12 protein-coding genes and 3 tRNA genes are annotated in these 13,100 nt (G+C 37.1%); all 15 read left to right on the top strand.

The window, feature by feature from the left end:
* Positions 1-80: 80 nt before the first annotated feature.
* The 15 genes from spoVT to FYJ58_RS08580 all read left to right on the top strand — a co-directional run bounded on the left by spoVT (position 81) and on the right by FYJ58_RS08580 (position 13,040).
* A complete protein-coding gene (spoVT, locus tag FYJ58_RS08650; protein ID WP_154519337.1) occupies positions 81-629 on the top strand; it encodes a stage V sporulation protein T in 549 nt (182 codons plus the stop codon).
* 93 nt (positions 630-722) lie between these two features.
* Entirely contained in the window at positions 723-1,496 is a 774-nt protein-coding gene (mazG, locus tag FYJ58_RS08645) for a nucleoside triphosphate pyrophosphohydrolase (RefSeq protein ID WP_154519336.1), read from the top strand.
* Between the two features lie 50 nt (positions 1,497-1,546).
* Complete coding sequence (locus tag FYJ58_RS08640; RefSeq protein ID WP_154519335.1) at positions 1,547-1,822, top strand: HU family DNA-binding protein; 276 nt, start codon at positions 1,547-1,549, stop codon at positions 1,820-1,822.
* A gap of 95 nt (positions 1,823-1,917) precedes the next feature.
* Positions 1,918-2,157 (top strand): RNA-binding S4 domain-containing protein, encoded by a 240-nt coding sequence (locus FYJ58_RS08635; RefSeq protein WP_154519334.1) that lies wholly within the window; start codon positions 1,918-1,920, stop codon positions 2,155-2,157.
* Positions 2,158-2,297: 140 nt separating this feature from the next.
* Positions 2,298-2,582, top strand: coding sequence for a sporulation protein YabP (gene yabP, locus FYJ58_RS08630; RefSeq protein ID WP_154519333.1), 285 nt, complete (start codon positions 2,298-2,300; stop codon positions 2,580-2,582).
* Between the two features lie 9 nt (positions 2,583-2,591).
* A complete protein-coding gene (gene yabQ, locus FYJ58_RS08625) occupies positions 2,592-3,029 on the top strand; it encodes a spore cortex biosynthesis protein YabQ (RefSeq protein ID WP_154519332.1) in 438 nt (145 codons plus the stop codon).
* Positions 3,016-3,327, top strand: coding sequence for an FtsB family cell division protein (locus FYJ58_RS08620; protein WP_235912602.1), 312 nt, complete (start codon positions 3,016-3,018; stop codon positions 3,325-3,327). Before yabQ ends, FYJ58_RS08620 begins: the two co-directional genes overlap by 14 nt.
* A gap of 70 nt (positions 3,328-3,397) precedes the next feature.
* Positions 3,398-3,471, top strand: a tRNA-Met gene (locus tag FYJ58_RS08615).
* A gap of 317 nt (positions 3,472-3,788) precedes the next feature.
* Positions 3,789-6,077, top strand: a complete 2,289-nt coding sequence (gene spoIIE, locus FYJ58_RS08610; RefSeq protein WP_205839207.1) for a stage II sporulation protein E — start codon at positions 3,789-3,791, stop codon at positions 6,075-6,077.
* A 114-nt stretch (positions 6,078-6,191) separates the two neighbouring features.
* On the top strand, positions 6,192-7,631 hold the full coding sequence (tilS, locus tag FYJ58_RS08605) for a tRNA lysidine(34) synthetase TilS (protein ID WP_154519330.1): 1,440 nt from the start codon (positions 6,192-6,194) through the stop codon (positions 7,629-7,631).
* Complete coding sequence (gene hpt / locus FYJ58_RS08600) at positions 7,621-8,142, top strand: hypoxanthine phosphoribosyltransferase (RefSeq protein ID WP_154519329.1); 522 nt, start codon at positions 7,621-7,623, stop codon at positions 8,140-8,142. The genes tilS and hpt overlap by 11 nt, the downstream gene beginning before the upstream one ends.
* A gap of 14 nt (positions 8,143-8,156) precedes the next feature.
* Entirely contained in the window at positions 8,157-10,010 is a 1,854-nt protein-coding gene (gene ftsH / locus FYJ58_RS08595) for an ATP-dependent zinc metalloprotease FtsH (protein ID WP_154519328.1), read from the top strand.
* 541 nt (positions 10,011-10,551) lie between these two features.
* Positions 10,552-12,666, top strand: coding sequence for a glycoside hydrolase family 13 protein (locus FYJ58_RS08590; RefSeq protein ID WP_154519327.1), 2,115 nt, complete (start codon positions 10,552-10,554; stop codon positions 12,664-12,666).
* Between the two features lie 180 nt (positions 12,667-12,846).
* A tRNA-Tyr gene (locus tag FYJ58_RS08585) sits at positions 12,847-12,928 on the top strand.
* A gap of 25 nt (positions 12,929-12,953) precedes the next feature.
* Positions 12,954-13,040, top strand: a tRNA-Leu gene (locus tag FYJ58_RS08580).
* Positions 13,041-13,100: the final 60 nt, after the last annotated feature.

The following is a 13,100-nucleotide window of genomic DNA, read 5'->3' as shown; positions in this document are numbered from 1 at the left end:
ACAAAGAATATTGGTAAAGATAAGAAAAAATTTGTAAGGAAATACAAATTACGATACTATTTTAACTGGAGGAATATACGATGAAAGCGACTGGAATTGTTAGAAGAATAGATGATTTGGGAAGAGTTGTTATCCCAAAAGAAATTAGAAGAACTTTGCGGATTCGTGAGGGTGACCCGTTAGAAATTTTTACCGATCGAGAAGGTGAAATTATATTAAAAAAATATTCTCCGATTGGAGAATTGAGCCAGTTTGCCAAACAATATGCTGATTCACTTGCTCAGACAACAGGTCATGTTGTGTGCATAGCAGACAGGGATTCTTTAATTGCAGTTGCAGGGGGTGCTAAGAAAGATTTGCTATCGAAACCGATCAGCAAAGAACTGGAAGAAGCTATAAATGAGCGAGAAAGTATTATTGCTGAAAAAGGAAGCAAAAATTATAGAAAAATTACAGATAGCGAGGACTTAGATTACACATTTGAGGCAGTTAGTCCGATTATTAGTGCTGGTGATGCGGTTGGTGCAGTTATTTTATTATCAAAAGAAAATAAATCTAATTTTGGTGAAGTCGAGTCAAAACTTGCAGCTACTGCTTCCGGATTTTTAGGAAGGCAGTTAGAACAATAATTAAAATATAATATCTGTCGTAAAAAGTTTTTGTATTTTTACGACAGATATTATACAATAAAAAGACAGAAGAGAAAGATGAGGTGGTGAATTATGAAGGAATTTGATGAGTTTGTAAAAATAATCCGTATACTTAGAAGTGAGAATGGCTGTCCATGGGACAGAGAACAGACCCACGAGAGTTTAAGACAATGTATGCTTGAGGAGGCATATGAGGTTGTGGATGCGGTCGACAAAAAAGATATTGATAACTTAAGGGAAGAATTGGGTGATGTATTGCTTCAAGTAGTAATGAATGGAGTGATTGCGGAAGAAAAAAAGGAATTTACAATGGAAGAAATGATACAGGAAGTGTCTGAGAAGATGGTTCACAGACACCCTCATGTATTTGGGACGACAGAAGTAAAAAATTCGGATGAAGTATTGAAAAATTGGGAAGAATTGAAACAGAAAGAGAAAAAAGAAACTTCCGTTTCTGATAGTATAAAGCGGATTCCACTTGCACTGCCTGCTAATATTCGAGCTGCAAAAGTACAGAAAAAGGCGGCAAAAGTTGGATTTGACTTTGATAATTATGAAGAGGTTTTAAGTAAAGTCTATGAAGAACTGAGCGAATTAGAGGATGCAAAAAGAACAGGTGATATTTGTAAAATCGAAGAAGAGTTTGGGGATTTATTGTTTTCCGTTGTGAATTTATCTAGGTTTTTGCAAATAAATGCTGAAAATTCCTTGACAAATGCCACTAATAAGTTTATAAATAGATTTGTAGGCGTTGAATCTCTTGCAAGGCTTGAGAACAGGCAATTAAGCGAGCTGTCCATAGATGAGATGAATGATTTATGGAATCGCGTAAAAGAATCAGAATAGGCGAAGTTCTGATACATAAAAATATAACGATTCAGAGGAGGAGTTTATCCATGAACAAAGCGGAATTAGTAGCTGCTATCGCAGAAAAAACAGAATTATCTAAGAAAGATACAGAAAAAGCATTAAAAGCTTTTATTGATGTTGTAACAGATGAATTAAAGAAAGGTGAAAAAATCCAATTAGTAGGATTTGGTACTTTCGAAGTATCTGAAAGAGCAGCTAGAGAAGGAAGAAATCCACAGACTGGCGAAACAATGAAAATTGCAGCTTCTAAAGCTCCAAAATTCAAAGCAGGTAAAGCATTAAAAGATGCTATCAACGCATAATTAACTTGCATTTAAAGGGTTGCTCGGGATACGGGCAGCCCTTTTTTCGATTAGGTGGTATCACTTGAAGAACAAAAAACGATTGGGAGGTAACAATGCGATTAGATAAATTTTTAAAAGTATCTCGATTGATAAAAAGAAGAACAGTAGCAAATGAGGCTTGTGATGCAGGTCGAGTTCTTATTAACGGAAAAACTGCTAAAGCTTCGGCAGCAGTAAAAGAGGGAGATACAATAGAGATTAGTTTTGGAAACAAAGAGGTAAAAGTAGAGGTTCTTAATGTTCAGGAAACTGTAAAAAAAGACGAAGCGAAAGAATTGTATCGATATTTGTAATGAAATGAACCCTTTTTTAATATATATAATAAAGTATATCTAATTGATGTCGGGGTCAAAAGATATTTTGCCCCCTGATACCTACGGAGGACTACGCACCATTGCATTTAATATTAGAGAATATATTAGGAGGGGTTATTTTGGAGGAAAAACAAAAAACAAAGGCTCATAAATTGGTACTAACTTCAAGAAAAACAGCATTAATTACAGGAGTTCTTGATGTATTATCGTTTGATCCAGGAGAAGTGTTGCTGGAAACAGAAATGGGGACACTTATGATACGGGGAGAAGAACTTCATGTAAGCCGGCTGGATTTGGAAAAGGGAGAAGTGGACGTTGATGGCAAGACAGATAGTCTGACTTATTCAAATGGAGGGCAGGCTTCAAAAAATGGTGAATCTCTGTTGAAAAAGCTGTTCCGATAGAGGTGATTTATGAGTGAGATGATTCGTTTAGAGGCTGTTTTTTTTGCAACTGCCTTTCTATGGGGAATATTTTTACTTGTAGGATATGATATCATTCGGATTCTTCGGCGGATTATTCCGCATAATGCCATGATAGTAGCAGTCGAAGATATGTTCTTTTGGACAATAGGTGGGATTCTTGTTTTTTGCATGATGTATGAAAAAAATGATGGAATCGTTCGGGGAATTGCACTTCTTTCGTTATTCTCTGGAATGTTCTGTTATCATTATATGGTTAGTAAATATGTGGTAAGATGGATTTATCAGATAGTAGGTGTTCCGATTAAGAAAATATTAAATGTCGTTAAGAAAATATTGAAAAATGGTTGGAAAACAGTTAAACTAATAAACAAAGGACGAGAACGGGCAAACGAGCCGGAAGGTGGAGATCAGGATGGTAAGGAATAAATATGCCGAAAAACGGGCAAAACGAATGAGAAGAAAAAATCTTTGTGTTGTCGCAATTGTTGTATTAGTGCTGTGTTGTACTGTTTATTATAAAAAGGTAGACCTGGATGCAAAGAACATGGAATATCAGAAGAGAATAGAAGAGCTTGAAAAGCAGAAGAAAAAGCAGGAACAAAGAGCAGATGAGATTGATGATTATAAAGTATATGTTCAGACAAAAAAATATATTGAGGAAGAAGCAAGAACAAAATTAGGACTTGTTTATCCCGATGAGATTATTTTTGAGGCAGAAGATTAACAAGATAAAAAAATAAAAATGATTATTGACAAGCTAAGATAAGTTTGCTATAATAATAAGCGTCTTGTTTGGCGGGATAGCTCAGTTGGCTAGAGCACACGGTTCATACCCGTGGTGTCGAGGGTTCAAATCCCCCTCCCGCTATGAATAAATAAGGAATAGAAGTTTGTATTATACAAGCTTCTATTTTTTTGCTTTATAGGAAAGTTCGTCTCCTATAAAGCAAAAACGCTCCACTTTGTTCTTATAACATCATTTTATCTTATAGTAATAAAAATACTTTGCCAGGGATTATTCGAAATTCTTAATCAGACTTATGTCCATAGATTCGATTCGAAACCCATTCTAAGCAAAATCTTGTCTAACGGTTCTTTAAAATCCATTCCACAATTTGACAAAAAATAAATTTGAGTTTTCGTATAATGGGTACTCGAATGATGCGAGTGAATGGAGGAAATAAGATGACAACATGGAAGAAAAGAACAATAGTACTGGATTTATTGGGATTTATGTTTGGACGATTTTTTATTTCGGGAATGAATCCTGTAGGTATGGCTTATTACTTATGTATGTATACACAGGAGACGGGGAAAGGAATTTTAGCATTTACAATTCTTTTGGGATTGGCGACTAAGATGGACTGGATCGAAGTATTAAAATATGCCTTGGCAATGGGGACGGTAACGACTATATTCCATTTAATGGAACATACAGGAAAAAAGGTCAACAGTAAAATTAGAGGAATAGCAGGTGGATTTGTAATCGCTGCAATGTCGTTGACTCATGGGGTACTTATGCTTCACTATAAGTTCTATATTATATTAGCCTTATTAGAAGGGTTACTTGTTTTTTTATTTACTTATCTGATGCAAAAAGGAATTACATACTTATTATCCTGCAAAAAAGGAGAGGGAATTAGCAATCAGGAGATGATTAGTATTGGGATTATGCTAGGATGCATTGTATATGCCTTTCCTGCCTGGACATATTATGATATTAGTATGGCAAGGCTTTTCGTATGCTTTATTGTCTTGTTTGTCGGATATAAGTATGGCTCTGGTGCGGGAGCTGTTATTGGTGCAGCTTGTGGAATTGCAGTTTCTTTTCAGGGAAATGAAGTAACCTTAATTGGGATTATGTGTATTCTTGGAATTTGTGCCGGGATGTTCCAGGAAATTGGAAAATGGGGAGCATCCATTGCTTATTTGGTTACTGGAATTTCATTAGGATTTTTATATGAACAAACATTAATCAATATGAGTGGTTTGCGAGATTTAATCTGTAGTGTGTTTTTATTTCTTCTTGTACCTAATTTTTTATGTAAACCGGTTGCTTGGGAAGCGGGTACAAATGGGGATTATATTAAGCAGAATATTCAATTGATAACAAAGAATAAGTTTCGTGATTTTTCAGATGCCTTGGGGAGTCTTTCTAAATCATTCAATGGAATTGCAAAACCGAAACAAATGTTTAGTTATGAAGAGGTCAATGGTATTTTTGAAAATGTGTCAGAGCAGTTTTGCAAAAGCTGTTCAAGATGTGAGGAGTGTTGGAATCGGAATTATCAGACGACGTATCAATCAACCCAAGCAATTTTTTCAGTTGCAAAGGAGCAGGGACGGATTCGGGAGGAGGATATTCCATTTGATTTTGTGAAACGTTGTATTAATGTAAAAGCATTTGTAAGAGAAACGAATAAAAGCCTGGAGATTGCAAAAGTAAATTTGGATTGGTATAACCGGCTCACAGAAAGCCGTGAAGCTGTGGCGGAGCAGTTGAATGAAATGGCAGAAGTTATGAAAGATTTTGCTGAAGATGTCTGTGGAATGAAGGAAGTAAAAAATGATGTAGAAGAGCAGATGATAATGAAACTGCATAATCACCATATCGATGTAAAGCGTTTGGTTCTAATGGAAAACAGGGAAAAACGGACGGAAATCCATCTTGTTGCTAAGATGAAACGAGGGCGTTGTGTGACAAGCAGAGAGGTGGCTGTAATTTTGGGACAAGTATTAGGAAAAAGAATGCGTCCGGCGGAGCATACTAAAAATGTTGTTTCAAAAGAACCGGAACCAATGGTATTTGTGGAAGATACCCGCTATAAGACGATTACAGGTGTTGCTCGAAAGACAAAAGAAGGAGAGGAGATATCCGGCGATAATTTTTCTTTTTTAGAGTTGGATACGGGAGAGATGATTACAATGCTTTCTGATGGAATGGGTTCCGGAAAAGAGGCGAACAGGGAGAGTGCGGCTGTGATTGACTTGTTAGAGCGGATGATGGAGGCGGGATTAAGAGAAAAAGCGGCAATCAATTTAATTAATTCATTATATGTATTACAATCAGATAGCAAATCGTTTTCGACAATTGATATGGGAATTTTAAATTTGTTTGAGGGTAGTTGCGACTTTATTAAATTAGGTGCTGCGACTACATTTATAAAAAGAGGAGAGGAATATTTGACCGTGGAATCCTCTTCTTTGCCCGCAGGAATGTTTCAAAAGATTGAGGTTGAGTCGGAGCAAATGAAAATGGAGGATGGAGATTATATCATTATGGTGAGTGATGGGGTGTTAGATTGTTTCCCATATGAGGAAAAAGAAGCTTGTATGGAATTTTTATTATCTGAAATTAAGAGTAGTAATCCGCAGGAAATTGCCAACCAATTGCTTAGGAAGATTGAAGAGATGGAGGACGGAAAACGGAGTGATGATATGACAGTATTAGTTGTTGGAATGTGGGAAAAATAGATGTTATAAGGGAAGGAGTTCTCCTTCCCTTATCGTCTGTCTTTCGAAAAGAAATACAGTTTTGAGAAAAGTTTAGCAGGAGATATGTTGAAATAATGGGAGGTGAGTTGTAGAATGATAGAAAAGAAAAAGGAGCAGGTCATGTTAGAGAAAATTATTGCATATATAGAAAAGTATTCTTTAATTGAACGTGGAGATGGAATCGTTGTCGGCGTGTCCGGTGGAGCAGATTCGGTTTGTCTTTTGTTGATTCTGGTGGAGCTTAGAAAACGTTTTTTACTGGATTTAGTTGTGGTTCATGTTCATCATGGAATTCGTGGGAAAGAGGCTGACGAAGATGAGGAGTTTGTTCGAAATCTGGCTTCTCAGCTGGAGATTCCGTTTGTTGTGGAAAGGAGAGATGTTCCTGCATTTGCAAGGGAGTGTGGTCTGTCAGAAGAGGAGGCTGGAAGGGCTGTCCGATATGAGATTTTTGAACAGGTAAGAAAGTGCTATGGGTTTACTAAAGTTGCAGTGGCTCATAATAAAAATGATTGTGCAGAAACGGTTTTATTTCATTTGTTTCGGGGAAGCGGTCTGACGGGCATTAGTGGTATTTCTGCCAGCAGAGAGAAGGTGATCCGTCCTTTGCTCTGCTGTAGCCGTGATGAAATTGAGCGATTTTTGGCGGAGCGTGGACAGCTGTTTCGGACTGATCGGACAAATTTTCTTGAGGAATATTCCAGAAATAAGATTCGACTTAGAGTTTTGCCATATGTGGCAAAGGAAATTAACGATAGGGCGGTTGAACATATTGTTGGGACTGCAGGTATGGTATCGGAAGCTCAGGAATTTATTGAGAAAAATGTTCAAATTATGTATGATAAGGTTGTATCAATGAGAAATGGGATATACTTTATAAATGCAGATGAATTTCGTGCAGTTGATAGAATTATTCAAAGAGGAATTCTCTATCAGGTGATTGTGAGGCTGGCGAAAGGAAAGAAAGATATCGAACAAAAACATGTGGAATTAGTTATGGAGTTGATGAATCGAAGTGTCGGAAAGGAAGTGATGCTTCCTTATGACATCGTAGCAGTGCGGTCTTATGATGGTATTCAAGTGTGCAAAAGAGAGTGTCTTGTTAGAAGTAAACAGAAGAAAAAATGGGAGTTTGTGGAAGTTAAACCTGGTAATACTTATCTTCTTGAGGAGATTGGATATCAGATTTCTTTGGAACTGGTCAAAAATGAGCAAGGAGCGATGCAAATTCCAAAAAACGACTGTACGAAATGGTTTGATTATGATAGAATAAACAATGTTATCTTAGTCCGAAGCAGGCAGAGTGGTGATTACCTGGAAATTAATGACAAGAGAGGGAGGAAGAAGCTAAAAGATTATTTTATTGATAAAAAAATTCCTCGAGATGTCCGGGATGAGATTCCGTTATTAACAGATGGAAACCATGTAATGTGGATATTTGGTGATCGGATAAGTGAACGTTACAAAGTCAGTGAAATGACTAAAAATATACTAATGGTAAATATTATGGAGGTAAAAAAGAATGGAAGATAAGATTAGAGTTATGATTTCAGAAGATAAGGTAGCAGCAAGGATTCAGGAGTTAGCAGATGAAATTAACAGGGATTATGCGGGAAAATGTGTCCATTTAATTTGTATTTTGAAGGGAAGTATATTTTTTACTTGTGAGCTTGCCAAGAGAATCAATACAACCGTGACAATGGATTTTATGTCCGTTTCCAGTTATGGAGATGCGAAAGAAAGTTCAGGAAGAGTTAAGATTGTAAAGGATCTGGATGAAAGTATCGAAGGTAAGGATGTAATAGTAGTTGAGGATATTGTAGATTCCGGAAGAACTTTATCTCACTTGATGGATGTGCTGAAAGTAAGAAAACCAGCTTCTATGAAACTTTGTACTTTATTAGATAAACCTAGTCGAAGAGTCGTTGAAGTACCTGTTGACTATACAGGATTTGAGATTCCAGATGAATTTGTTGTAGGATATGGTCTGGATGATGTTCAAAAATATAGAAACTTACCATTTATCGGAGTGGTAGAGGACTAAAGGAGGATTTTGGCTTGAAAAAACAATTTAAAGGGCTTGGATTTTATTTTGTAATCCTGGCTATTATTATTGCGGCCTTATACTTTTCCGAGAGTATGCAGACAAAGACAACTGCATCCTATAATATTACTTCTTTCTTTAAAGATTTAGCGGATAATAGGGACGACATTTCATTTGTAGATATTTATCAGAATCAAGAAGTACCAACTGGAGAAGTTGTGGTGCGATTTAAGGATAATCAGGAAAAAAGGTTTTATGTAAGTGATACAAAAGAAGTGGAAAATCAGATTAAGTCTGAAAATTATACAACATTTGAGGTTCATGATATTAGTAAACCAAGTTGGATTATCACAACACTACTTCCATATCTTCTTGGCTTCATTGTAATCATTATACTATTCAGTTTTATAACGAATCAAGCTTCCAGCGGCGGTGGTGGCAATTCCAAGATGATGAATTTTGGAAAGAGCCGTGCCAGAATGACAACAGATGAAAATAAGCGGACTACATTTAAAAATGTGGCAGGGCTTCAGGAAGAGAAGGAAGCTTTGGAGGAAATTGTTGATTTTTTGAAGACTCCAAATAAGTATATCAGCGTTGGTGCCAGAATTCCTAAGGGGGTTCTTTTAGAAGGACAGCCGGGAACAGGTAAGACTTTACTTGCAAAAGCAGTTGCAGGCGAGGCTGGTGTTCCATTCTTCAGTATTTCCGGTTCTGATTTCGTTGAAATGTTTGTCGGTGTAGGTGCTTCCCGTGTAAGGGATTTGTTTGCGGATGCAAAGAAAAATTCACCTTGTATTGTATTTATTGATGAAATTGATGCGGTCGCAAGACGAAGAGGTACAGGTCTTGGAGGTGGGCATGATGAACGGGAACAGACATTGAATCAGCTGTTAGTCGAAATGGATGGTTTTGGTGCGAATGAAGGCATTATTGTTATGGCTGCCACAAACCGTGTCGACATTCTTGACCCTGCGATTTTAAGACCAGGTCGTTTTGACCGTAGAGTTACAGTCGGCTATCCGGATGTAAAGGGAAGAGAAGAGATTCTTTTGGTACATTCCAAAAATAAACCTTTGGCAGAAGATGTAGATATCAAACAGATTGCCCAGACAACAGCAGGATTTACAGGAGCTGACCTTGAGAACCTTTTAAATGAAGCTGCGATTGTTGCAGCCAGAGAGGACAGGGCATATATTGTAGAAGAAGACATTAAGAAATCATTTATTAAGGTTGGCATTGGTCCTGAAAAGAGGAGCCGTGTTATATCGGAAAAGGATAAAAAAATTACTGCTTATCATGAAGCAGGTCATGCACTGCTGTTTCATTTATTACCGGATATCGGTCCGGTTTATACGGTTTCTGTTATTCCAACCGGACATGGTGCAGCAGGTTATACGATGCCTCTTCCAGAGCGTGATGAAATGCACATGACGAAGGGAAAAATGCTTCAGGATATTATGGCAACATTAGGTGGTCGAATTGCAGAATCATTGATTTTTGATGATATTACAACGGGTGCTTCCCAGGATATCAAGCAGGCATCTCAGCGTGCAAGAGATATGGTAACAAAATATGGTTTTTCAGAAGCAGTGGGTATGGTTAATTATGCAAGCGATGATGATGAAGTGTTTATTGGTCGTGATTTAGCACATACAAGAACTTATAGTGAAAGTGTTGCGAAAGTGATTGATGAAGAGGTAAAAGAAATTATTGATGATTGTTACGAAAAAGCAAAGAAATTATTGACTGATAATATAGAAATTCTTCATGCTTGTGCAAAGATGCTAATCGAGCGTGATCGAATCAGCAGAGAAGAGTTTGAAAGCCTGTTTCCAAAAAAAGAAGTGGAACTGGCGAAAAATTAGAGAAAATAACAGGTGTGTTTGAAGAAAAATAAAAAAACACGCGTGCAATATTGCTAAAAATAAGATGAAAATTTTTGAAAGTTTGTGCACACTTCAAACAATTATAATGCTATACTATAACACGTAAACCCCAATACATTATATAGTTTTTGCTACACCCCATAAGTAACAAAAATACCTTCTCCAAAAAGAGAGCAGCAGATCGGATGGCTGCTCTCTTTTTTTTGCTTTATAGGAAACTTCGTCTCCTATAAAGCAAAAACGCTCCACGAGGATGTGCACAGATGCGAAAGAAGTATTGTTGCAAAAAGCATGCAACACGCATCTGGCACGCAAAGTGGAGCAAGTCCCTCATGAGTGAGGGATACAGGGAGTTGAGGTGGACTTGTCTACTTTGTTCCAATGGAACAAAGGAAGACAAAAGAATCTTAAATAAATCATTTCCTTTGGGGGAAGCATATTGTATAATAAGTGTATATATAATGTAATTATGTTTAGAATTAGTATTGTATTGAGGGAAACAAATCCATGGAGGCAAGAGATGGATATATCATTGAATTTTAAACAGTTGACAGAGAGTCAGAAGATTCGTTTCTATGTTGACAGCAATGTTCCAATTTTAGATGAAGAAGCTTTATTCAGTGATGGAACGAGTAATTATCGGATACCAATGGAGCCAGAGCCATACGAGGTGGTGAAGCTTCGATTTCGTACCGGAAGAGAGAATGTGGACAGTGTATGGGCAGTAATTAATGAAGAGCGGCACTTGATGAAAAAAACAGAAAGTGATTATTATTTTGATTACTATGAAGTAGAGTATAAACTAGAAGATAAAAAAATTGATTATTATTTTCGAATTCGCTCGGGAAGCCAGATTCTTTACTATAATAGTAAAGGAGTATGGAAGGAGATAAATCCATATTATAGCTTTTTTATTATGCCGGGATATAAGACACCGGATTGGGCAAAGGGAGCAGTTTTTTATCAAATATTTGTAGACCGCTTTTATAATGGTGATTCAGGCAATGATGTGGAAGATAGGGAGTATGTTTATATTGGTGATGGAACTGTCAAGGTAAAAGATTGGGATAAGTATCCGGCTGCGATGGGAATTCGTGAATTTTATGGTGGTGATTTAAAGGGAGTCATGGACAAGCTGGATTATCTGCAGGATTTAGGTGTGGATGTTATTTATTTGAACCCTATTTTTGTATCACCATCTAATCATAAATACGATATTCAGGATTATGATTATGTAGACCCACATTTTGGTGTAATTGTGGAAGATGGAGGAGAGACTTTGGCAGACTGGGATAATAATAATGCCAATGCTTCGAAATATATAAAACGCGTGACAAACAAAGCTAATTTGGAGGCAAGTAACCAATTATTTATTCAACTTGTTGAAGAAATCCATCGGCGTGGAATGAGAATTATATTAGATGGTGTATTTAACCATTGTGGTTCCTTTAATAAATGGTTAGATAGGGAAAAAATATATAAAAAGGAAGAAGGCTATGCACCAGGAGGTTATGTGTCGGAGGATAGTCCATATCATACGTATTTCCGTTTTCATGAAAATAACTGGCCGGATAATTCAAGCTATGATGGATGGTGGGGGCATGATACACTCCCTAAGCTAAATTATGAGGATTCTAAAGAGTTATTTGAGGATATTATGCGTATTGCGAGAAAATGGGTTTCTCCGCCATTTAACGTTGATGGCTGGCGTCTTGATGTAGCAGCTGACCTTGGATACTCACAGGAGTTTAATCATTATTTTTGGAAAGAGTTTCGGAGAAATGTAAAAAAAGCAAATCCGGAAGCGATTATTCTGGCAGAACATTACGGTGACCCATCACCCTGGCTTCAGGGAGAGGAGTGGGATACTGTAATGAATTATGATGCGTTTATGGAACCTGTTACTTGGTTTTTGACCGGGTTAGAAAAGCATAGCGATGACTTTAGAAGTGACTTGCTGGGATCGTCAGATAGCTTTTTCGGGGCAATGCAGCATCATATGAGTCGTTTTAATACACAATCATTACTGACAGCAATGAATGAACTGTCAAATCATGACCATTCCCGATTTCTTACGAGGACGAACCGGAAAGTTGGCCGGATTGGCACTGTAGGTCCGGAGGCAGCATCCCAAAATATTAATAAGGCAATTATGCGAATTGCTGTTTTAATGCAGATGACTTGGCCGGGAGCACCAACAATTTATTATGGAGATGAGGCGGGGGTCTGTGGATGGACTGACCCGGATAATCGAAGAACTTATCCATGGGGAAGAGAGGATCAGGAATTGATTGCATTGCATCGGGATTTAATTCGGATTCATAAGATTCATCCATCGCTGAAATATGGTTCAATTATATTTTTATATGGTGAACTGCAGGTAATTAGTTATGGACGATTTAATGCAAAAGAGAAAATGGTCGTTATTGTTAATAGTAGGAACGAATCTTTCGAATTAAAGATTCCTGTATGGAAAATAGGGATTCTGGATAAGGAATGTTTAGAACGGGTTATTTTAACAAATGAGGATGGTTATAATATAGATAAGCCTTATTATTTTGCGGAAGGTGGGATTTTACAGATTGAAATGCCGCCACAATCGTCTGCAATTGTTAAGAATATTAATAGTGTGTAAAAATGGAAAAGAAAAGAGCGGGAGTATCAGGCTGCTCTTTTCTTGTTACTCTCAGTAAAAATTTTTCTAATATTGTATATAAAGTTGTAAGTTTATATTAAAATTGAAAAAACAAAAAAATTAAAAAAAATTGCTTGCATTTTGTCGAAAACATGCTATAATAGTTTGTGGATTGATTTTGGATGGATTCCCGAGTGGCCAAAGGGGGCAGACTGTAAATCTGTTAGCAACGCTTTCGAAGGTTCGAATCCTTCTCCATCCATTTAGATCGATTTATTCGATTTGATGCCGGCGTGGCGGAACTGGCAGACGCACAGGACTTAAAATCCTGCGGGACTTATACTCCCGTACCGGTTCGATTCCGGTCGCCGGCATTTAGAATTTAAAGACTCAACCTTTGTAGAAAATATAGGTTGAGTCTTTTTGTATTTCTT

It is taken from the genome of Velocimicrobium porci, assembly GCF_009696045.1.
GTDB lineage: Bacteria > Bacillota > Clostridia > Lachnospirales > Lachnospiraceae > Velocimicrobium > Velocimicrobium porci.
Note: the sequence above shows the minus strand (reverse complement) of the source record. Positions and strands in the feature narration are given on the sequence as shown.